Source organism: Brevibacillus sp. HB1.1 (assembly GCF_013332445.1).
GTDB lineage: Bacteria > Bacillota > Bacilli > Brevibacillales > Brevibacillaceae > Brevibacillus > Brevibacillus porteri.
Genome location: NZ_JABMIV010000002.1, coordinates 342,367 through 363,931 on the forward strand (window position 1 = coordinate 342,367; position 21,565 = coordinate 363,931).

A 21,565-nucleotide genomic window follows, 5' to 3' on the forward strand; every position below is an offset into this window, starting at 1 on the left:
CCCCTCCTACACCCACCATAGATTCTGGACTGGTTCTCGCAAGATGACTTGCTGTAGATTTTGAACAGCGCGCGAAAAGCCTTCTTCAATCGACATGATGGCATCCTCGTGCTCGATGCTCACGACATAATCGTATCCATTCATACGCAGTGCACTCATCATATCGGCCCACGTCTGCTGCGAATGCCCATAGCCTACGGTTCGGAAATACCAAGCACGTTCATGTAGATTGGCGTAGGAATTCATATCCGTCAGCCCGTACATGTTCACTTTTTCCTGGTCAATATACGTGTCTTTCGCATGGAAATGATAAATGGCTTTTTCTTTGCCCAAAATTTTGATCGCAGCTACCGGATCAATCCCTTGCCACCACATGTGACTTGGATCGAAGTTTGCCCCAATCCCCTCGCCTACCTGTTCCCGCAGCTTCAGCAGTGTCCCTGGCGTGTGTACGAGAAAGCCGCCATGTAGCTCCAACGCAACCTTGACATGATGCTCAGTCGCATAAGCGGTCCATTCGCGCCAGTACGGGACGAGCTTCTCGTTCCATTGCCAATGGAGAACGTCTCGATACTCATTGGGCCAAGGAGCAACCGGCCAGCTCGGGTACTTCGCTCCTTCGTGGTCGCCTGCCGTGCCAGAAAAGCAATTGACCACAGGCACCTCCAGCATCTCGGCTAGCTGTACCGTTTTCACAAACGTATCATGGGATTGCTGCGCAAAGCTTTTATCTGGTGTCAACGGGTTGCCGTGACAACTAAGCGCACTGATTATCAATCCCCGATCCTCTACTGCTTTCTTGTACGCTCGTCTTTTTTCTGGACTTTCCAACAGCTCATCCAAATTGCAGTGTGCATTGCCCGGATAGCAGCCTGTGCCGATTTCCACCGCCTCTAAACCTGCTGCCTTCACATGATCCAGCATTTCTTCGAACGACTTCTCGCTAAAAAGAACGGTAAATACGCCAAGCTTCATATCTCTTCACCCCTTTTGAATGCGTAAACTCGTTTGCTTCTTCTATATGGTAAGACTTGTTGCCTCACTCCAATAAAGCGCTTACAGTTTGGCGAATCACGAGATGGTGTGGGACGGCGCTCATTCTCTCTACAGGTTCATGGCGGATTTGTCTGAGTAATTGCTCTGCTGCGGCTTTTCCGTACATGAACGGGTCATTGTGCACGGTGGTGAGCATGGGGCGTGAAAGTGAGGCAAGCTCCAAATTGTCGAAGCCCATGACGGAGATGTCTTCTGGTACACGAATGCCATGATCGTACAAGTAATTGAGGACGCCAACCGCCATCAGGTCTGTGGCGACAAAAACAGCTGTCGGACGAATTTTTTCCTCACAAATACGGCGCATGGCTTCGTAACCGCTCTTGGCTGTGAACTCTCCTTCCACGACGAATCCTTCATAGATGGGCAAATCATGTGCCCGCATGGCTTTTCGGTAACCGCCCATACGATCCAGACCGCACGGCGGGTCCCATAACGGACCAGATATACACGCGATTTTTGTATGGCCTTGCGAGATGAGATAGGCGGTAGCATCATAGGAGGCTTGCACATTATTGACGTTGACAGTAGGAATCTGATAGCCGGGCAAATCGTGCCCGGTAACAACAAGGGGAACTTGAATCTCTTGCAGCGTCTGGATATTGCCCTCCAGGAAATGAATACTCGCGATAATGACACCATCGATTTGTTTTTCTTTGAACAGTCGCAAGTACTTCAGCTCTTTGTCCACCACTTCATCGGATATGGCCAAAAACATGCTGTAGTCGTACTCGCTAATGACGCTGTCAATTCCGTAAATGAGATTGGAGTAAAAATTGTTGGAGATATCGGGAATCATCACCCCGATGATGCGGGTTTCTTTGCTAACCAAGCTCCTGGCAATCGCATTCGGCTGAAAGCCCGTCTCTTGCACGATTTTCAAGACTCTTTCTCGCAGCTCTGGACGGACTGGCTTGGAATTGTTCAGCACGCGCGAAACAGTCGCGATGGAAACGTTGGCGAGTTGTGCGATGTCTTTAATGGTTACAGTAATGGTTCTTCACTCACTTTCTATCTAACGGGTAAACGTTTTCCTAATCTGAAAATAACACCCAACTTTTGTTTTGTCAATATTCAGTTAATTATAAATGCTGTTGACATCACGAGAACGTTACTAAATAATGTACCATATAATTTAGTTACTAAATTAATTATGTATGAAGGAGGTTTTGTCATGAATGTTTTGCTTACAGGAATAACAGGTTATGTTGGATCTGTAGTCGCCGAGCATTTTCAGTCTCTGGGGTATCAGGTTGCTGGACTTGTTCGATCGGAAGAGAAAGCGGAGCTGTTGCTCTCACAAGGGTTCACCCCTATTGTTGGCGATCTTGCGGATACCACACTGCTAACAGAAAGTGTTAAAAAATTCAATGGTGTCATTCATATGGCGATCTCGCACACACCTGATATGGAAAAACTCGATGTAGCAGCGGTTCAAGCCATGCTGAAAGGTTTGGAAGGCACTGGGAAGCCATTTATTTATACGAGCGGTACGCTGATCTATAACGATACGTACGAGAATGTCGTGAATGAGGACTCTCCTCTTGATCCGTTGCCTTTTCTCCAATGGAAAGCGAACCAGGAGCAGGAAGTTTTAGGAGCAGCCGAGCGTAATATTCGTACGATCGTCATACGTCCAACGCTTGTATACGGTCGAGGCGGTGGACTCGTCCAAGCAACGATTCAAAGGGCGAAGCTCTCTCAATCAGCCAACTATATCGATGACGGGCAAACCGCATGGTCTACGATCGATGTTGATGATTTAGCGAGACTTTACGAATGCGCTTTTTTACGAGCACAGCCAGGATCATTATTCAATGCAACTTCCAAGGAAATGATCACGACGAAAGAACTCATGACTTCGATTGCTAAAATAGCTGGGATAGAAAAAGTAGAATCATGGAGCTATGAGGATGCGGCCAAAGCATTAGGACCAGCCGCTTGGGGGGCAAGCATCAACCAGAGGATATCTGGATTGCGTGCGGAACAGCAGCTGCAATGGAGCCCCTCTGCGAACTCGATCCGCAAAGAGCTGGAGCAAGGTACTTATCATAAACAATAAAAAACCATAGTCCGTCATCGAACTATGGTCTTGCTTCATCGCTATCCTGATACGTATGCAGGAATCTGATTGATTTCGTTAAAATCCGTATGAGTGCCTGCGCATCATCTGTACCAAGATGCTCATGCAATTGCTGAAAACGATTAAACAGCTCTTGCTCTCTCGCTGCCACAAAATCAAAGCCCTCTTTCGTAGGGGCTACAAGAATGGAGCGTCGATCCTTTGGTCCCACGGTACGGGTGATAAACCCAAGCTGTTCGAGTGATTGAATGACATGCGTCACAGCTGCTGACGTTATTTTCAACTGCTTGCCTAGCTCGGAAACTCTGATGCCGTTCGTGCCTGGGGGACTTACGTAGGTCAAGTGAACAAGCAAATTCAATTCGCTCTGACGGAGGTCTTTCGACGGACTGAAAACATGTCCGATCCGCTTTAACTGACCAAATACGAGAGCCAGCTCTTTCGTCGTATGATCAATGGTAACATCCGAGTTTGTATGGTCTGTACTCATCCGTTTAGACTCCCATTCTTTGATGGTATCAATCGATTATTTACGAAAAGAAATGACATTGTCAAGAATGAGAGTCCACATACGACTCGAAAAAGCACCGTATGCCAGGTCTGAACTCTGACATACGGTGTTTATCCTACCTACTCTATTCTGGGAAGCAGAACTGCATCTTGCTAAACGATCTGCGCAATTCGATCACCTTAGACTGGACTACCTCGGGCTTTTCCCTGCCTGACAACACACTTACAATCAGCTCTGCAATCGTGTTCATCTCTTGTTCCTTCATGCCAAAGCGAGTGACTTCTGTCGTCCCGATACGCAGACCGCTTGGAAAGTCCCAATCCTCTGGTCCGTCACCTGGAATCAAATTTTTGTTCGTGATGATGTTCGCTTCTGCCAACCGCTTGCCTACCTCGTAACCACCGCCAAACTCTTTTACGTTCAAAATGACTTGGTGTGTACGTGTATAGCCTTTGTGCGCGCAAAGCACACGAATTCCCCGTTCATCGAATGCTTTTCCCAGTGCTTGTGCATTCGTCACAATTTGCGCCATGTATTCCTTGCCAAACGCCAAAAACTCGGCCGCCGCTGCAGCCAATGCCGCTACTCGGTTGACTTGATGCGTCGCGGCAAGTGCTGGAAAGATGGCATCTGTAATCGGTACCGATAGTTCCGGGTCGTTCCAGACGATGATGCCGCTTTGTGGACCTCTAAACGTTTTGCCAGCAGAGCCAGTTATCACACATGCCCCTTCTCGCAACGGGTCCTGAAATTGACCGCCACCGATCAACCCCAGCTGGTGTGCACCGTCAAAATAAATGCGACCGCCCCATTCTTTCACGATCTCAGCCATCTCCTTCAGTGGAAATGGAAATAAGGTCATTGAGGCGCCTAAGGTAACGAGCTTTGGCCTAACTTGTCGTGCGACCTTTGCGAACTCGTCCAGATCAACGGTAAGCTCAACGGGGTCCATTGGCACATCGACAATTTGCAAACCGCGAATGCCAGCAGGCCCGTCTACCCGATTGCTGGAATGCCCCCCAAACGGTTGCGAGATCGTCATAATCGTGTCGCCCGGTTGCGTTAACGCCGCGTAGACTGTCATGTTACCGATCATGCTCGCTACCAATCGATGGTCAGCAAAATTGGCTTGGAATACTTTTTTCAATAGCTCAACACATAACGCTTCGATTTCATCGATATATTTCGTGCCAGCGAACCATCTCTGTGTGCTGCCGATATGTCCTTCCGCAGCGCGAGTACCAACCTCAGAAGCGAGCAGTTGACGTACGATGGGCGTGGTGGGTGCTTCTGGTGCGAGCAAATTCAGGCATTCCTCGCCTCGCCAAATCGCATTGCGGTTGACAGCATTCACGATCTCTTGCTGGATCAGACGGTGGGACGGACTCTCTTCGATAATGGAACGCGCCCATTGCAAAACACGTGAATCATGTACTTCCCCCTTCATTTCAACCGTACTCATGCCATTACCCCCTATTCATCATTGGAATGGTTCGTAAGCAATTTGCCGAGGTTGATCCAGTTTTCTTCCATCAAGGAAGAGGCAAGCTGACTGTTGTTGTCTCGAATCGCTTCGATGATTCTGCGGTGCTGTTCTACTGATTCCACCCCTTCTAAGGAACCGAACCGAGCAAATTCCAAACGCCGAATTTTCGGTACAACTCGCTCAAGTGCCAGGTAGATTTCACGATTCCCCGCAGCCTCGAGGATCAAGTCGTGAAAGCCGTCATCTGCTTCGATCGCTTTAATCACATCTTGCTGTTCGAGTGCGACCTCCAGCTTTTCATTCCACTCCTCCAGACTACGGATGACCTCTGACTCAAGTGGCATCGCCAAACGTGCTGCCAACCCGTGCAAGGCCGCAACAACAGGAAAAGCGTTCTTCGCCTCCTTTTCAAGTAAGGGGGTCACCCGTGTTAGAGAGCCCGGAACGGATTCAATAAGCCCTTCGTCCTCCAACCGTTTGAGCGCTTCTCTCACAGGTGTTCGGCTGACGCCAAATAAAGCCGCCAGCTCGTTGTCGTTGACTCGTTGTCCTGGCTTTAGTTCTAGCATGATGATCGCTTTCTTCAAGCCTTGGTATACTTGTTCGCGTAATGTGGGGCGTTCGATTTGTTTGATTAGGTTTGTGTCCATGAAACCAATATATTGGTTTTGTTTATTTCTGTCAATTTTAAATATTTAGATATATTTTCCGCGCGCGTGATTTTGAAAATCGAATGATTTTCCCCCTCTAACTATTAGCAGTTATACCAAACGTACAGAAAAAGAGACTGCCCCACCAGTATCATTTACGAATGGGATAGCCTCTTCATTTTTGAACGTAACGCTATAATTCTGCTGGAGGACAACAATACTCCCGTACAATCTGCTCCTTCATCTCTTCAACCGGAAACCCTTCCGGATAAGTCGTCATCATCAGCATTGCGCCTTGGAGCGCGGAAGAAAAATAGAGCGATCTCAATCTGGGCTGCTTTACGCCTAACTGTTTGAATATCTGGCACTGGACTTCATACTGCCTGCGTGACTCCTCATTTAATTGCTCTCTGTAAGAAGCAAGTACCCGATCATCTTCGGGCTGCGTCTGCAAATTCAAGTAAAAACGATAGACATCCGGTCGCTGGTAAACGTTATCAAGCGCACCGTCGACAATATGGCGCAGCTGTTCGTGCGGCGTTGCGAGCTTCGTAGCAGCCTCCATCACTTCTTTTACTTCCTCGATCCGTACCTGGACCATCGCGGCGAGAAGCTCTTCTTTGCCTTTGTAATAATTATAAAGCAGTCCCTTTGATATCTGGGCCTGTTTCGCTACATCGTCGATTGAGGTCGCGTGGTAGCCTTTTTTTATGAAGAGCGTCATCGCAGCTGCATGGATTTTGTCTTTTGCGGCTTGGCGAATACGTTCATTTTCAGCTGGGGTACGAGGCACGGTTTAGTCAATCCTCCAAAAATTCAGTGATAGCGCGAGCGATTTCTTCAGGATGCGTCAACGTCGGTTTATGATCAGCACCCGTAATCTCGATAAACCTTCTCTCTGGTAATACTTCTTTAAAATATTCAGCAATCCGCTGCGCATCCAGGGCATCTTCCTTCCCGATAATGAAGCATGCCTGATTGGCTAATTCTTTGAGCCGCTCAATGGCAGGGGGCTGCGGCCATACGGACTCCCATGTCGCCCACTCGAACATTTTCGCTAGATTATGCTTCGCCATCTCTACCAGTAGGTCCTTCTGCGGACTTGCCATCACGAAGCGGTACGGGCAGGCCGATAAGGACAGCTCTACCATTCGGTCAACATCCGGTGCTGCTTGGATTTTCTGCATCCATTCCGTGAACGGCTGACTCGGTGTATACCCTGTCACATCAGGAGCAATCAGCACGAGCTTGCTCACTCGCTGCGGATAAGTCAGCGTAAAATCCATAGCAATTCGACCGCCTATCGAGTGCCCTACGAGCGTGGCTTCGTCCAGCTGGAGATGGTCCATGACAGCAAGTAAATCATCGACGTAGTTCGCTGTCTCTGTTGGAGACGGCGATTTCCCGCATCCGCGTCCGTCGAAAGCGATGACCTGATAATGCTTCGCCAGAATCGGCGCGACGAACGTCCAATCTCGCAAATCAGCACCGCCACTGTGCAAGAGAATAACTGGTTTTCCTTCTCCTGTAACCTCATAGTACAAATCCATCGGTGATCCCTCCGTGAATTGTAGATTTGGTATATGATCCCAGTTTATTATTGAATGAACGTTTAGTCAATAATAAACAATTGCATTCCCATACAAAACAAAAAGCCCTAATCAACATGATCAGGACTTACCTCTTCACGTCAGACACAGAACAATCACGCTTCCGACTGAATACGCTTCGCCTCTGCATACAGCACTTGAATGAACTTTTTCATATTAATCCGAATATCTGAACCAGGCGATGCGGCATTGCTCTTTAACTCCGCCATCTTCTTCCACACATATGTAAAATCAAAAAACTGCGAAGCGTAATTTTCGAACTTCCAATTCGAGAGGTCTGCAAGCCCAAGAGACGCCAAATGATTCAGCGACTGATAGATCGCTCGACGGACTCTCTGCTCAGAAGCTTTGACAACCTTGGCGACTTGTGGATCGTCCACTGCTACTCCGATCCTGTCCTGTGCAACTGCCACAAAAATCTCTTTCAGGGCTGGAAATCCATTTTTAAACGTATGCGTCTGTTCGTATCCATGCAAGAAGTCCAAAATATCTAGCAAATCGTTGCTTCCATTGTCTCCCGCGATACCCAGCTCCGTTAACAGAAACTGACCCGCCTCTCGAAGGGGTTTGCCCTGTGACGGACGAAGTTGTCCGGAAGGCTGCTGGTCCACTTGCATGACGGCATTCAGCGATTTGTGGATGTCCCGTATCGAACGCTCTAGGCGAATTTTCTCGATTACTTTTTGGAGGATGGTCACGACTTCGATCTTGTTTACGGGCTTGATAATGTAGTATTCACTTCCAAGGGCGTAAGCTTGGGCAATCAAATCTTTCGTTTCTGCCTGAGAAATCATGACGATCTTTCCTGTGAATGTCGGCTTCACTTGTCGAATCGTCTCAATCCCATCCCGGTTGGGCATGAACAAATCGATCAGCAAAATATCTACGTTGCGTGCGGTTAACGTATGACCGTCTACCATCGAGCCGTCAGATGCTTCCCCCACGACTTCGCCCAGATTCTCGTCTTCAATGATTTCTGTCAACATGAGACGTACCGCATCATCGTCATCAACTAAATAAAACAGCATCTTCTCACTCTTTCTTCGTTATCGGATCAATTGGTAATCGCATGAGAAATGTTGTCCCCTTCCCATCTACTCCATCCTGTAAGGAGATTTCTCCTTGCCATTGTTCCACCAATTGTTGTACATAAGACAGTCCGATCCCTGTAGAGGGGTTGCCGGTTCGATCGTATTTCGTAGTAAAGCCAGGCTTGAACAGCAAAGCCTTTCGCCGCGGAGGTACCCCCGGTCCGTCATCGTTGATTCTGATTTCCACAACATCGCCTATCCGATCAATTTCAATGGAAATAGCTCCTGTTTGCTGGATGGCTTCCACTGCATTTGCCACCAGATTATTGATTAGGGAAAGCATCATGAAAACATGGTAGAGCGGATGTGTCCCCGAAATGGAAGCTGTGATTTGTATGTCCTTCTCCAACAAAGTTGCATACTTCATATTGCTTCGATTAATAATGTCCACGAGCTGATGGATGTCCATGTAGTCCGAAATGCTTTCATCGGATATCAGCTTGTGAAGCCCAGCAAAAATACGTTGGTTGTCCTTTTTAATCTCGTGAACCTCGCCTGCGACAATCAATGCACGCTTGGCGAAGCTCTCTACATTCGAAGATACTACCTGTTCTTTATGAAGCTCATGCAAGCCCTGGTATAGCTCGAAAGACTTCATACTGATACTTTCGGCATTTTGCAGTGTTTTTTTCAGATGAATCGATTCCTCATACAGGTTTGAAATCAGCATCAGCATATGCTCGTTCTGTTTTCTTGTCTGTTGCTCCCGCGACTGTGCTTCGTACAGCTTCATCATATTGAGAAAACTAATCACGATAAAGCTGTGGGATAGCGCGATGACAAGCATCTCTTGCACCGCTCCCCAAGTGAGGACAGTATCCAGTAGCACATATTGGGATAGAACCTCCAACAGATCAGCCAATACCTCAATGACCATCCCCATCAATCCAACCAGAATCGTCCTGTTGTGAAAACGGCGCATTCCGGTTAGATAAAACAGAACAGAATAGGCGAAATAAAAGAAAAAGCTAGAATAATGCGCTTGGAGGGAAGCCTCCCATGCTGTATGATTCCCCGCGATGAGGTCGATCACAATCCGAAAGCATACGACCGTCATCCCCGTCAAAAAGCCAGCGAGCACAGATGGAATTCGTTGAAACAGTAATAAAAAGAAGAAAAAGGTAGGAGCTCCAAAGCTAATTCGAAATGTCTCATTGACGGGATAAAATTTCAACTCTCCTGCCAACGGGACCGTAATGAGCATGAGCGCCAATATATACCAATCTCGTTTTACTTGTGTCTGAACACGCATGCCTCTCACTTCCCATGTTGTTTCTTGATGCCCCTATCTATTTTTATCGAGAATGTGTAAAAAGCACAAGTCTCAAAAAAAATGTGAAACTCACATGAAACAATCTGTGAGTTTTTGTTTTATTTTGTAGGGTGGTTGTAAAGTGATCATTATATGTATTTCGCGAAGCATGGAAGCGCTTTCTATACACTTCGCGTTAGAGCAATGTATTCGATTTTTGGGGGGAAAGGCGTTGATTCAACAGGTTTTACTCGTGGATGAATTACAACAATGGGTGGAACAATATCGTTCCAAGGCATCTGAAGGAAAATGTGCCAGTTATATCCCTGCTTTGGACAGAACGGATCCGAATCAGTTAGGTATTTGTATCATCGAGCCTACAGGAAAAATGCACACGGCGGGTGACTGGGAAGTTCCTTTCACGATGCAAAGTATTTCCAAAGTAATCAGTTTTATTGCTGCTTGCTGCTACCATGGTATCCCTTACGTGTTGGATCGGGTAGATGTAGAACCGACTGGAGATGCATTCAACTCCATTATCCGTTTGGAAATGAACAAACCAGGTAAGCCTTTTAATCCGATGATCAATGCGGGAGCGATTACGACCTCTTCACTTCTCCCTGGTCAAACACCGGATCATAAACTGCGTTACTTGTATGCATTTTTCAGTAAAATTACTGGTGTAACGCCAACGGTGAACGAGGAAGTGTTTCTTTCCGAATGGGAAAACTCTCACAGAAACCGGGCACTCGCCCACTATTTAAAAGATACTGGCTATTTGGCGTGCGAAGTGGAAGACGCTTTGGAGGTCTATCTCACCCAATGCTCGATTGAAGTAACCACCGAGCAAATTGCCTTGATCGGTCTCCTTTTGGCACTCGATGGCTACCATCCAATGCGCAACGAACAAGTTCTCCCGAAAGATGTCGTCCGTTTAGCCAAAGCACTGATGCTCACCTGTGGCATGTACGATGCATCGGGCAAATTCGCCGCGAATGTTGGCCTGCCAGCAAAAAGTGGCGTCTCTGGCGGAATCATGACACTGGTTCCTCCTAACCGCAAACCACATTCACCGTTTCAAGATGGTTGTGGAATCGGTATTTTTGGACCTTCCATTGATGGTTGTGGAAACAGTGTAGCGGGCGTTTCTTTGTTAAAACATATGGCTCAGGAATGGGATGTAACGATTTTTTAGAGAATACTAAGGAAACATTCATAAAAAAATTCGAGGTGACACGATGCAACAATTCCTACTTGATGTAACAGCTTCCATAAACGATTTTTTGTGGTCCTATATTATCATTGTCATGCTAATCGCGTTAGGCTTGTTCTTTACCTTCCGAGGTAAATTTTTGCAAGTACGTATGTTGCCGGAAATGATCCGTTCCATTAAAGAAGGCAGAGCGAAAGACGATGGTGGCATCTCCCCTTTTCAAGCTTTCGCTATTAGTATGGCCGCGCGTGTCGGCACAGGGAACATTACAGGAATTGCCATTGCCATTGCTTTAGGTGGTCCTGGCGCCGTATTCTGGATGTGGGTCATTGCCATTATCGGTTCGGCATCCAGTTTTGTTGAGAGTACGCTCGCTCAGATTTATAAAATCAAGGATAAAAACGGTTTTCGTGGCGGTCCGGCTTATTACATGGAAAAAGGGCTGAACAAACGTTGGATGGGAGCACTGTTTGCTGTCCTCATCACCCTTTCGTTTGGTCTTGTATTTAACGCCGTGCAATCCAATACTATCACGATTGCCTTTGAAAATTCGTTCGGTACTGACCGATTGACAATCGGAATTATCATGACGATCGCATTTGCATTGATTATTTTCGGTGGTGTGAAACGCATCGCAAAAATGTCTGAGTACATCGTGATTGTCTTGGCAGTGTTGTACATAGGTATGGCCCTGTTTATTGTGATGATGAACATCACCGAGATGCCTGCACTGATCGCGTTGATTGTGAAAAACGCGTTTGGATTCGAGCAATTCGCTGGTGGTACCCTGGGTGCAGCCCTGATGCACGGCATCAAGCGTGGTTTGTTCTCTAACGAAGCTGGTATGGGTAGTGCCCCGAACGCTGCAGCTACAGCAACGACAAGCCATCCAGTGAAGCAAGGTTTGATTCAAGCATTCGGTGTTCTATTCGATACCCTCGTGATCTGTACAAGCACAGCTTTCATTATTTTGCTGTCCGGCGCATACACGCAACAAGGACTGAGTGGCATTGAGCTGTCCCAAGCAGCACTGAGCATTCATATTGGTTCTTGGGCGTCTGGCTTCCTTGCTATTATGGTATTCCTGTTCGCCTTCAGTACATTGATCGGGAACTACTATTATGGCGAGACCAACATCGAGTTTTTAAAGACAAGCAAAGCATGGCTCATGCTATATCGTTTAAGTGTACTCGCCATGGTGTTGTTCGGATCAGTGGCAAAGGTACAGCTCGTATGGGATTTGGCCGATTTGTTCATGGGCCTCATGGTCATCGTCAATCTGATTGCTATCGCCATGTTGTCAAAAGTCGCCTATGCTGCGCTACATGATTATTTGGAACAGAAAAAAGCAGGAAAAGATCCTGTGTTCTACAAGGACAGTATTGAAGGTCTCGATAATATTGAAGCCTGGGATAATGCTACTCCTTCCTCCAACAAATAGCTCTACGAATAAAAACGAGAAGCCTGTGTGGTAGCGGCTTCTCGTTTTTCATTTACAATCGCGGATCGATCTCTTTTTCCTTCGCCACTTCAAAGAGCATCGTTGCGACTACTTTTTGATATTCCGTATTTTCTGGAGAAATGTCGTCGAATTTGAACCCAAGCATCCGCTCCCCCAGCCTGTGTTCCTTCATCGAAGTCTTGAGCTTTTGCGTAATATTTTTCTGATTGAACAGCTTTCGGTACTTGTGTGGAAAACGGTAGTCGTAGCCATAAATAATCGCCAAGTACTCCGGATTGCGAACCTTCATGGCAGGAACGACCTTCTGATCGATAACCTCTGGCTTGATCACGATTCCTTCCATCTTGTTTTCCAGTGTAATCGTGGAAAAGTAACGTGTCGCTAGTTCATATGCATTCGGCTCAGACAAATCGATGTCGAGAAAATGATCGTCATTTACGAAGCGATACATATCGGATGTATCCCATTTCGGCAATTGCTCCTCCCCATTCAAATAGATGGCCTTTAGAATGGAAAATGGCTTGTAGGCTAGCTCCCCTTCTCCTGCATAGAGCTCCATCTGTTTTTGGTAAATGTGATAGGCCTCCAAATGCTTGTCGACAGGAACGTAGCTCTCTTTGATTTCTCGTACATACTTGTAGTTTTGATACAAGCTCGATCCGAATTTTTCCGTGAGCGCACTCTTGGAAAGGTGGAACTGGTCTTTTTCGAATCCGCTCTCGTCATAGTTGTGAATGAGTTGGTGAAGCGCCTCTTCAAAACCATTTTCCTGCAAAAATGCAAATTCACTGTGCAGCGCGGATTCGATTGGTTTGAACTGCTTTTCGATCAAGCCCTTCCCTATTGCACTCCACGGCAACAATTCGCCATCCAAGATGAGCATTGCCATTTCATTCTGCTCCATGTATTCGCGGAACCTTGCATGTAGCTTGTCATAAATTGGTGTCAAATCAACTTGATTGATGGCATAACCGTTTCTGCTGATCGCAAAGCATTTGTCGCGATCATGATGGAGATAGAGATTGCATCTCGAACCCATGTATTTCGGCTGTAACACGACTTGCTGAATGCCTTGACTCACGAAATAGTCCAGCCCTGCCTTCAAAGACTCCAATTCCTGAGTCGCCTGATCCTTATCCGCCGGAGGCATCGTTCCGGAAATAAAATTGACCTTATTTTGCGAGCAGTAACGGAGTCGACGGAGTTCTTCCTCTTCCAAATCTTCCATGGATACTTGTTTTTCTGCATGGAACAAGGTCGGCAGCTCATCAGTCATCACCCGATGCTCAGACTGAAACGATTTGAAAAACGGCTTGTGTGCGATCACGACGGAGGTCAAAGCATTTCCGTGCACACATCCTGTATCGAGATGGAGCTTGTTCTTCAGGCGAAACGTTTTTTGTGCCGCAATATGTCCAAAAATATGGTACGGATGGTTACTGACCGCTTCACCCGTCAAAAATGCGAGTTGCTCTTCCAATGAAGCTGTTCGATCTATCCGAAAATTACGTTGGCGCCGCATCGAATGTGTATCAAGCTTTCCCATATACTTCTTTTTGCAGGGAGCGTGTGTTACATAATAGGACGGACCAGTCAGTGCGTTCGATCGATAAAACGGCTGAGCGAGCGTATACAGGTGATTGAACATCGCTGTTAATTCAGCATCTTTTTCCAGGACGTGTGTGGAATCAAAGTAATTCTCCAATAGCTGCGGGTCTACCCCTTTTAATTCCTTTCGCAAGTACTTGTAGACAAAATTTTCGTGGTTCCCGACAACAAACAAGAAATGCTGTTGATTTTCGTATAGAAACTCGATGATCTCCCTGGTTTGCGCTCCTTTGTCGATCCAGTCCCCTGCTACGATGATTTTGGTATGCTGCACCTTGTCAGTCGAGATGAGACGATTGTCCTCGAGCTTGAATCCGTAGTTTTGCAGGAGACCTTTTAATTCGTGGACGCATTCGTGAATGTCTCCGATGATAATGTATGTTTGGTCTTTGGGAAGGATCGTAGCCAGATAGGCATCCTTATTTTCGATCTCGACCTCATAACGTGGATTAGCCACCCCATCAGCTAGTGCGTAAAAATCTTTGTGCCGTATCCGGTGTATGTTGTGGTACCCTTCCTTGGATAATGCCCGAAGCACTTCTTGCTTTAACCGGAGAATATGGTTGGTAATCAGTTTTTTTGACCGCTCGGATGCATAGTAATCTTCCCGATTGCGATAATCAAAGAGGATCACCTCCAATCGGTAATTGTTCTCGGCTGCAATTTCGCGGACTTTCGAACGGAAGTCTTCTGCTAGTCCTGTTGTATCGACAACCACGAATTCGGCGTTGATCGGAAACGATGTCACCAAGCGTAGCTTTTCAAACAGGAGCTGAAATGCCTGCTCGCTGGCCTCAAGCATCACCTGATCATACTTGTCGTAATCATAGCCCAGCAGTTCCTGGCGAATGCTATCCGAGGAAATGTATTGGACATTTGCTTTTGCGTTTTTTTGTTCATCTTCAAAAGAAAGCCTCGGCATGAGTACTTCCTTGGCAAAAGTCGTTTTCCCACACTCAGTGGGACCGACGAGCATAAAAATCGTGTGAACCTGCGTCTGTAACAGCATCGTTACGCCCCCTTTCTCTGGACAATGACGCCTTGTGTGGTGTGTATGTCATTCACGCCGTCACCAATGGATACAAATTGGCCCTGCACCCCGGCTTCTTCCATGATCTCAGTCATCCATGCCTGGAACTCTTCTTGTCCCATTTCCCATTTATGATCGTCGTGGCGATAGCCTTCCAGTTCATAGAACGGATTGAAATCCGAGTTCGGTGTAGTTATGACAAAATGGTCAAAATCCAATCGACTACAGATTTGCTTAATGAGCACTCTCGCTTCTTCCTTGCTCATATGCTCGATGACCTCAGTCAAAATGACATCTACCTGCTCACCGTTGTAATCCTGCAAAAACTGATCAAGCGAGCGGAACAAAATCAGATTCGAGATTTCTTTTTCCTCAGCCCTGCGTCTGACTACTTCCAGCGATTGTTCATCGATATCGATGGCATAGTAATACTGCGGCAGCTTGGTAGCGAACGGGATCGCATAAAAGCCTTCTCCACATCCGATATCAACAATAGATTTGGTAAAAGGTAGCTTACTCGCGATGTAGTTCCTTCTCTGCAAACCGGTGCTGCCGTACTCCAATTGATTGGGGTAGCGGTTCGTCTTCTCGATCTCGGTCTTGTACTTGCGATAGCGCTCTCTCGTTGTTAGGAAGTTGCGAGCGAACAGGCTTCGTATGTAAAAAGGTGCGTCGATAACATGGATGCTTTTGATGTATTTATCCAGGATGTTATCGGATATGTCGATGTACTCTTTTCCAAACATACTCAAGAATAGACAGAGCACACTCACAACGTGGAGAAGCTGATGCAGACTCGTTCTCGTTGTGATGGTCAGAGCGTAGCTTTTATCGGCGTGGTGCTTGAGTTCAAAGATAAAGTCCTTGAGGTGCTTCTCAAAAAATGTCAGATACAGCAGTCGTTCGATGTGAATCATGTTGATGAAAAAAACATGCTCATACCCTTCTGCATCCCGCTCGTCATGTTGCTTCATCGGAGCGGAAAAAAACTCATTAATCGCGTTTAACGGAAACAAGGGTGTATTGTACCGGGAGACATTCAAATATTCAAAATGCTCCTGTTCGGTTTGTTTATAGGAGACCTCATTTTCTGCGTCTTTAAAGTAAACGTTGTATGTATCCGTATTGGAAAACCACCCGTATGCGATGCCTTTTCGAATGGATCGTAAACTCAGTCCGGAATTCGGATTTTTCTTGATCATGTACGAAAAGTCCGGATTCTGTGATCGTAGCTGAACAATGGCCATACGTTGTCTCACCTCTGTAAAAGAAGAATGAATACCTACTGACAATATTCGCCTTTCCATCTACCTGCTGAACAGGGTAAAAGTATTACGACTTTCCCATTAACAGAAGCATTTGATTCAATTTGCTGTTCTTGGTATAGTGAAATCCGCGATAACAAACCAGCGGGAGGTGCGTCAGATGCCTTATTACAAGCCGATTGAGATCGCTCGCGAGTTACATATTAGTACGAGTGCTTTGCGCCATTATGAATCATGGGGAGTCGTTCCTGCTCCTGATCGTGCAGACAATGGGTATCGAATTTATACAGAAATCCATCTTGCCTATTTTCGTTGCCTGCGCGCCATGTTTCCCGGCTTTGGTGTCGCTGTCACCTGTGAAGTCCTTCGATCGCTTCAAAAAGCGGATATGGATGCTGCCTTTTGGCTCGTGAATAAAGAACAGGCCAACCTCCAACAAGAGAAGGTCGCAGCAGACCAAACACTCGAGCTTTTGGAAAATCTCGATCTCCCCTTGCCTCCAAACAAAAAGTGGCGAAACCGCATGACGATTGGTGAAGTCGCTGCTTACACAGGAGTCACAACGTCTGCGATCCGCCATTGGGAAAAAGAAGGCTTGCTTGTACTGCCACGAGATCCTGAGAATGGCTACCGCCAATTCACTCCCATGGATATACGGAAGATTTTGCTTATCCGCACATTGCGCAATACGGTGTATTTTCTAACGAACATGAAAGAAATTGTACAAGCAGTAGAAAATCAAAGTATTGAACAGGCCAAAAAAGTGACGACGGATGCGATCAGAAGCATTCACGATCGCAATCGCCATCAGATGTACGGAGTTAGGCGGTTGGTTGAATTGTGTGAGGTATTGAAGCTCGTATGATTATCTTCCTGTAAAACGCGGTGGAGTCTTGTCTAAGAAAGCTTTGGTTCCTTCCCGGAAGTCTTCGGTGGATGCCACGAGTCCGAAGTAGTCTACGCCTAGCAGTGCGGACTCCTCTACTGTCAGGTTACTCCCTCGATGAATCGCGTCCCACGTTAGTTTCACTGCCAGCAGCCTAGGGAGTCTGGTTGTTCCACCAAAGCCCGCCACTGCTCCAATTCGTACTTCTGGATGTCCCATTTTGGCATGGTGAACCGCAATACGCAGCGTGCACGATTCAGCGATCTCAAGGCCCCCGCCCAACGCATAGCCGTTTATTGCTGCAACGACTACTTTTCCCAACGATTCGATCTGACTCGTGACCGAAACGGCCAACTGAGCAAAATCCCTTACTTCCAACGGTGTCGCTTGATGCAGATACGAGATGTCAGCGCCGGCCGAAAATGCTTTTTCTCCCGGTCACGATTCCTTTCTCATTCTTGTACAAAACAACCTCTTCAACGCTCATCTTTCCATCCTCCCATCGTTTTAGAAGCTACTAAATAAAAAAGCACGTTTCGACCAGGCAAACTTCTGGGCGATACATGCATACTTTGCTTTCCAAATGAAAATTGCTTCTTCTTCCATATACAAAACAAAAAAGGATGACCCCGGAGCTTCAACCACCGAAGCACCTTTACGGTCATCCCATTTCTTATTTCTTTTCTACGGCATGTCCGCCAAATTCATTGCGCAAGGCTGCGACCACTTTTCCGTGGAACGTATCCTCGTCCAACGAACGGTAACGCATCAGTAAGGACATCGCAATCACGGGTGTGGCTGCCTGTAGATCCAGCGCGGTTTCCAGCGTCCATTTTCCTTCCCCGGAAGAATGCATGACCCCACGGATTTCATCGAGCTTGGCGTCTTTTCGAAAAGCTCGCTCTGTTAAGTCCATCAGCCAGCCACGAATGACGGAACCATTTGCCCATACGCGTGCGACCTCGGCAAAATCGTAGTTATACTGGCTTTTCGCAAGTACCTCAAAGCCTTCCCCAATCGCCTGCATCATACCGTATTCGATCCCGTTATGAATCATTTTCAAGAAGTGGCCGCTGCCCGCTTCCCCAGCATACAAATATCCGTTTTCGACGTTAATGTCGCGAATCATTGGCTCAATATGTGTGAAGGCTTCTCGATCTCCACCAATCATCATACATGCTCCGTGGCGCGCTCCCTCCATGCCTCCGCTCGTACCTGCATCCATGAAGTGAATGCCCTTTTCCTTTAAGCGAGCATAGCGATCTAATGATTGCTTGTAATGAGAGTTGCCACCGTCAATGACGATATCCCCTGCAGCAAGCAAGGTAGAGAGTTGATCAACCAATTGATCCACAATCTCTCCTGCCGGTACCATCAGCCATATTACGCGAGGTATCGGCAGCTTCGCCACAGCATCTTCCACCGAAAATGCTGGAATCGCGCCTTCATGACTCAACTCTTCTGCTCGCGTAGAATCTACATCATAGGCGACGACCTCATGCTGATGCGAGAGCAAATTAAGCGTGAGATTGTACCCCATTTTTCCTAATCCGAGGATCGCAAGTTTCATATCGTGTACGTCACTCCTTTTTGGATCATATCCGTTATCACGTATTATAAGATAAAAATTTTCATCTTTCATCAAAAATGAAGAAAATTTTTTCGAACCTATGAAAAGGAGTCTGATTTTCCTTATACTATCAGTACAGATCCACAATGGAACGTTAGGAGGTACCTATTGATGAACGCTTCCACCCCGCCTGCTCCTCGCGTGCTCACGCAATTACGCGCCATCTATACGCAATTAAGCGGGAAAGAACAACAGATCGCCGACTATATGTTGGAGCATGCCAGTGAAATTATTCACTTCTCGATCACGGAGCTAGCCGACCAATGCCAGTGTGCAGATGCTACCGTATTTCGTCTGTGTCGCAGACTGGGCTTTCGCGGCTACCAAGCATTCAAGATCGCCTTGGCGAGTGAAGTCACGAATCCGAAGCAAACCATTCACCAAGAAATCAACCTCGACGACGATGACGTCAGTGCGATTGCTGAAAAAATTTTCACAGCGAATATCGAGACGATTCGAGATACACAGCAGATTATCAATAAAGATGAGTTAATGAAAATCGTCTCCTGTTTGGAAAACGCAAACCGGATCGAGTTTTATGGCTCGGGAGGCTCAGCCGTCATCGCACAGGATGCGTACCACAAATTTATGCGGACAGGCATCCCTTGTCTCTATCATTCTGATGCTCACTATCAAGTAATGTCTGCCTCTCTGCTTACCAAAGGTGCTGTCGTCGTAGGCATCTCCCACTCTGGGTCCAATAAAGATATTTTGGCAGCCCTCCAGGTTGCCAAGGATGCCGGAGCAAAAACAATCGGCATTACGAGCTATGGAAAATCTCCTCTCGTGCGTCTGGCAGATATGTGCTTGTACACGACTTCACGCGAAACGGTATTTCGTACAGAAGCCCTGTCGTCCAGGCTTGCTCAGCTTAGCTTAATTGATCTGCTCTATGTAGCCGTATCCTTACGGAGGCAGGATGATACGATCGCCAATATTCAGCACATCCGCGAAGCCATCTCACTCAAACGCCTGTAAATCAGGCGTTTTTTCTTTTGCTTACCCTCCTCTTGCAACTTGCAGGAGAAAAATGCAAATCATACAAGCATCGTGTGAAGTGTTCAATTATGAAATAATTTTTTTCTTAATGCTTAACAAATGAAAAAAATTTCGATATAATCGCGTTATCTCCATGACAACACGTTGAAAGCGCATTCAATTAGGGGTGACTTCTATGACGCAAACCTATTTTATCGGGCTTGATATCGGGACAACCAGTACCAAAGCAATTGTATTCACTCCTTCCGGCGCCATCCGCGGTACGGGTAATATCGATTATCAGCTACTCGTTCCCCAGCCGTCTTGGGCTGAGCAAGAACCGGAGACGATTTTTGCTGCTGTCATCCAGGCATTGAAGCAAGCGCTGGAGCATGCAGGCATTGCCAAAAGCGAGATCGGTGGTATTGGCTTCTCTACTGCCATGCATAGTCTGATCGCTGTCGACCCGAGTGGCAATCCCCTGACGAACAGCATCATCTGGGCTGACAATCGGAGCGTGGCACAAGCAGATCGACTAAAAGCAGACGGTGTCGGTCATCAGATTTACTTAGCGACGGGCACGCCTATCCATCCCATGTCTCCCCTGCCCAAAATCATGTGGCTACGGGAGAATTTGCCTGATACGTTTCGGCGGGCAGCCAAGTTTATTTCGATTAAGGAGTACGTCATTTATCGGCTTTTTGGTGAGTATATCGTCGATTACTCCATTGCTTCCGCTACGGGGCTGTTCAATCTGAGAAAGCTCAGCTGGGATGAGGACGCGCTACGAGTCGCAGGCATTTCCAAGCAACATCTCAGTGAGCCTGTACCGACTACTCATATCCTGCGAGGAATGAAGATTCGTTATGCGGAAGAGATCGGAATCGATCCAGATACGCCTTTCGTTGTCGGTGCTAGCGATGGGGTTTTGGCAAACCTCGGCATCGGAGCCATTGATCATGGACAAGTAGCCATCACGATTGGCACGAGTGGCGCTGTAAGAACCGTAGTTCCAGAACCGATCACCGATCCAAAAGGACGGACATTCTGCTACGTGCTGACGGAAAATCATTGGGTGATTGGCGGACCCTCGAACAACGGTGGGATCATGCTTCGCTGGTTCCGTGACGAATTCAGTTGGCCCGAAGTGGAAAAAGCCAAACAGCTCGGCGTCGATCCCTATGAAGTCATGATCCAAGCTGCTGAGCATGTTCGAGCTGGTGCAGACGGGTTGCTCTTTCTCCCCTTCCTATCCGGCGAACGAGCTCCGTACTGGAACGCCCAAGCAAGAGGCTCCTTCTTCGGTATCGGCCTCCATCATAAGCGCGAGCATTTTATCCGAGCTGTACTTGAAGGAATCTTGTTTAGCGTCTACAGCATCGGTATCGCCCTGCGCGACCTGGCAGGTGGAGCCAAGGAAATCCGTGCATCGGGTGGATTCGCCCGCTCGCGGGAATGGCGCCAGATTATGTCCGACATGTTCGGGTATGAGGTGCTGATTCCGGAGAGTCATGAAAGCTCGAGCTTTGGTGCCGCTCTCTTGGCGATGCATGCATTGGGGGCAATGGATCATTTGCAAGATGTGAAAAAGATGATTCATATTTCCCATCGCCATGAGCCTGATTTGGAACGATCCAGTGTCTATTTGGAGCTTTTCTATATATACGAGCGTGTTTATTACAACCTGCTGGAAGAGTACAAGCTGATAGCTGAATTCCAAAAGCGGTTGAACAACTAGAGACAACAACTAGGGAGGG

The 21,565-nt window shown here is 47.1% G+C and carries 19 protein-coding genes; 6 read left to right on the plus strand and 13 right to left on the minus strand.

All coding sequences use genetic code 11. From position 1 onward, the window contains the following. Positions 1 to 6: 6 nt before the first annotated feature. Together HPY27_RS06475 and HPY27_RS06480 are read right to left on the minus strand one after the other, a co-directional pair. Positions 7 to 975 carry a sugar phosphate isomerase/epimerase family protein gene (locus tag HPY27_RS06475; RefSeq protein ID WP_017248385.1) on the minus strand — a complete coding sequence of 323 codons (969 nt, stop codon included), beginning with the start codon at positions 973 to 975 and terminating at the stop codon, positions 7 to 9. A gap of 64 nt (positions 976 to 1,039) precedes the next feature. Beyond that, positions 1,040 to 2,047: a LacI family DNA-binding transcriptional regulator gene (locus HPY27_RS06480; protein ID WP_026043074.1), complete on the minus strand. Its 1,008-nt coding sequence runs from the start codon at positions 2,045 to 2,047 to the stop codon at positions 1,040 to 1,042. A gap of 180 nt (positions 2,048 to 2,227) precedes the next feature. Between HPY27_RS06480 and HPY27_RS06485 the strand changes: the two genes are divergently transcribed. After that, positions 2,228 to 3,115, plus strand: coding sequence for an NAD-dependent epimerase/dehydratase family protein (locus HPY27_RS06485; protein WP_173621740.1), 888 nt, complete (start codon positions 2,228 to 2,230; stop codon positions 3,113 to 3,115). 22 nt (positions 3,116 to 3,137) lie between these two features. On the opposite strand, the gene HPY27_RS06490 is transcribed toward HPY27_RS06485, so the two are convergent. The 7 genes from HPY27_RS06490 to HPY27_RS06520 all read right to left on the minus strand — a co-directional run bounded on the left by HPY27_RS06490 (position 3,138) and on the right by HPY27_RS06520 (position 9,736). Then, complete coding sequence (locus tag HPY27_RS06490) at positions 3,138 to 3,626, minus strand: MarR family winged helix-turn-helix transcriptional regulator (RefSeq protein ID WP_174224628.1); 489 nt, start codon at positions 3,624 to 3,626, stop codon at positions 3,138 to 3,140. A 145-nt stretch (positions 3,627 to 3,771) separates the two neighbouring features. Next, complete coding sequence (locus HPY27_RS06495; protein WP_174224629.1) at positions 3,772 to 5,109, minus strand: serine hydroxymethyltransferase; 1,338 nt, start codon at positions 5,107 to 5,109, stop codon at positions 3,772 to 3,774. 11 nt (positions 5,110 to 5,120) lie between these two features. Further along, positions 5,121 to 5,783: a GntR family transcriptional regulator gene (locus HPY27_RS06500; protein ID WP_174224630.1), complete on the minus strand. Its 663-nt coding sequence runs from the start codon at positions 5,781 to 5,783 to the stop codon at positions 5,121 to 5,123. A 193-nt stretch (positions 5,784 to 5,976) separates the two neighbouring features. Next, positions 5,977 to 6,576, minus strand: a complete 600-nt coding sequence (locus HPY27_RS06505; protein ID WP_174224631.1) for a TetR/AcrR family transcriptional regulator — start codon at positions 6,574 to 6,576, stop codon at positions 5,977 to 5,979. A gap of 7 nt (positions 6,577 to 6,583) precedes the next feature. Further along, the gene (locus tag HPY27_RS06510; protein ID WP_173621737.1) at positions 6,584 to 7,333 is read right to left on the minus strand and encodes an alpha/beta fold hydrolase; all 750 of its coding nucleotides are present in this window, start codon (positions 7,331 to 7,333) and stop codon (positions 6,584 to 6,586) included. Between the two features lie 155 nt (positions 7,334 to 7,488). Continuing rightward, positions 7,489 to 8,421, minus strand: coding sequence for a response regulator (locus HPY27_RS06515; protein ID WP_017248377.1), 933 nt, complete (start codon positions 8,419 to 8,421; stop codon positions 7,489 to 7,491). Positions 8,422 to 8,425: 4 nt separating this feature from the next. Then, positions 8,426 to 9,736, minus strand: a complete 1,311-nt coding sequence (locus HPY27_RS06520; protein WP_035291059.1) for an ATP-binding protein — start codon at positions 9,734 to 9,736, stop codon at positions 8,426 to 8,428. A 217-nt stretch (positions 9,737 to 9,953) separates the two neighbouring features. Here HPY27_RS06520 and HPY27_RS06525 point away from each other — a divergent pair, with 217 nt between their 5' ends. Next, positions 9,954 to 10,931, plus strand: a complete 978-nt coding sequence (locus HPY27_RS06525; RefSeq protein ID WP_035291144.1) for a glutaminase — start codon at positions 9,954 to 9,956, stop codon at positions 10,929 to 10,931. Positions 10,932 to 10,974: 43 nt separating this feature from the next. Then, positions 10,975 to 12,390 (plus strand): alanine/glycine:cation symporter family protein, encoded by a 1,416-nt coding sequence (locus HPY27_RS06530; RefSeq protein WP_173621736.1) that lies wholly within the window; start codon positions 10,975 to 10,977, stop codon positions 12,388 to 12,390. Between the two features lie 52 nt (positions 12,391 to 12,442). On the opposite strand, the gene HPY27_RS06535 is transcribed toward HPY27_RS06530, so the two are convergent. After that, positions 12,443 to 15,028: a metallophosphoesterase gene (locus tag HPY27_RS06535; RefSeq protein ID WP_174224632.1), complete on the minus strand. Its 2,586-nt coding sequence runs from the start codon at positions 15,026 to 15,028 to the stop codon at positions 12,443 to 12,445. A gap of 2 nt (positions 15,029 to 15,030) precedes the next feature. Then, positions 15,031 to 16,296 carry a class I SAM-dependent methyltransferase gene (locus HPY27_RS06540; protein WP_174224633.1) on the minus strand — a complete coding sequence of 422 codons (1,266 nt, stop codon included), beginning with the start codon at positions 16,294 to 16,296 and terminating at the stop codon, positions 15,031 to 15,033. A gap of 178 nt (positions 16,297 to 16,474) precedes the next feature. On the opposite strand from HPY27_RS06540, the gene HPY27_RS06545 reads away from it, so the two are divergent. Then, on the plus strand, positions 16,475 to 17,179 hold the full coding sequence (locus HPY27_RS06545; RefSeq protein WP_173621733.1) for a MerR family transcriptional regulator: 705 nt from the start codon (positions 16,475 to 16,477) through the stop codon (positions 17,177 to 17,179). Here HPY27_RS06545 and HPY27_RS06550 read toward each other — a convergent pair whose 3' ends face one another. Together HPY27_RS06550 and gnd are read right to left on the minus strand one after the other, a co-directional pair. Next, entirely contained in the window at positions 17,180 to 17,578 is a 399-nt protein-coding gene (locus tag HPY27_RS06550; RefSeq protein ID WP_238144715.1) for an enoyl-CoA hydratase-related protein, read from the minus strand. Between the two features lie 295 nt (positions 17,579 to 17,873). After that, a complete protein-coding gene (gene gnd, locus HPY27_RS06555) occupies positions 17,874 to 18,770 on the minus strand; it encodes a phosphogluconate dehydrogenase (NAD(+)-dependent, decarboxylating) (RefSeq protein ID WP_017248370.1) in 897 nt (298 codons plus the stop codon). A gap of 171 nt (positions 18,771 to 18,941) precedes the next feature. Here gnd and HPY27_RS06560 point away from each other — a divergent pair, with 171 nt between their 5' ends. Beyond that, positions 18,942 to 19,808 (plus strand): MurR/RpiR family transcriptional regulator, encoded by an 867-nt coding sequence (locus HPY27_RS06560; RefSeq protein ID WP_017248369.1) that lies wholly within the window; start codon positions 18,942 to 18,944, stop codon positions 19,806 to 19,808. Positions 19,809 to 20,004: 196 nt separating this feature from the next. Continuing rightward, complete coding sequence (gene gntK, locus HPY27_RS06565) at positions 20,005 to 21,546, plus strand: gluconokinase (RefSeq protein WP_174224634.1); 1,542 nt, start codon at positions 20,005 to 20,007, stop codon at positions 21,544 to 21,546. The last annotated feature ends 19 nt before the right edge of the window (positions 21,547 to 21,565 follow it).

Coding starts and splice junctions, on each gene's coding strand:
- gntK (WP_174224634.1), top strand. CDS start 20,005: ATGACGCAAACCTATTTTATCGGGCTTGATATCGGGACAACCAGTACC.
- HPY27_RS06530 (WP_173621736.1), top strand. CDS start 10,975: ATGCAACAATTCCTACTTGATGTAACAGCTTCCATAAACGATTTTTTG.
- HPY27_RS06540 (WP_174224633.1), bottom strand. CDS start 16,296: ATGGCCATTGTTCAGCTACGATCACAGAATCCGGACTTTTCGTACATG.
- gnd (WP_017248370.1), bottom strand. CDS start 18,770: ATGAAACTTGCGATCCTCGGATTAGGAAAAATGGGGTACAATCTCACG.
- HPY27_RS06560 (WP_017248369.1), top strand. CDS start 18,942: ATGAACGCTTCCACCCCGCCTGCTCCTCGCGTGCTCACGCAATTACGC.
- HPY27_RS06515 (WP_017248377.1), bottom strand. CDS start 8,421: ATGCTGTTTTATTTAGTTGATGACGATGATGCGGTACGTCTCATGTTG.
- HPY27_RS06490 (WP_174224628.1), bottom strand. CDS start 3,626: ATGAGTACAGACCATACAAACTCGGATGTTACCATTGATCATACGACG.
- HPY27_RS06475 (WP_017248385.1), bottom strand. CDS start 975: ATGAAGCTTGGCGTATTTACCGTTCTTTTTAGCGAGAAGTCGTTCGAA.
- HPY27_RS06520 (WP_035291059.1), bottom strand. CDS start 9,736: ATGCGTGTTCAGACACAAGTAAAACGAGATTGGTATATATTGGCGCTC.
- HPY27_RS06510 (WP_173621737.1), bottom strand. CDS start 7,333: ATGGATTTGTACTATGAGGTTACAGGAGAAGGAAAACCAGTTATTCTC.
- HPY27_RS06500 (WP_174224630.1), bottom strand. CDS start 5,783: ATGGACACAAACCTAATCAAACAAATCGAACGCCCCACATTACGCGAA.
- HPY27_RS06495 (WP_174224629.1), bottom strand. CDS start 5,109: ATGAGTACGGTTGAAATGAAGGGGGAAGTACATGATTCACGTGTTTTG.
- HPY27_RS06535 (WP_174224632.1), bottom strand. CDS start 15,028: ATGCTGTTACAGACGCAGGTTCACACGATTTTTATGCTCGTCGGTCCC.
- HPY27_RS06545 (WP_173621733.1), top strand. CDS start 16,475: ATGCCTTATTACAAGCCGATTGAGATCGCTCGCGAGTTACATATTAGT.
- HPY27_RS06485 (WP_173621740.1), top strand. CDS start 2,228: ATGAATGTTTTGCTTACAGGAATAACAGGTTATGTTGGATCTGTAGTC.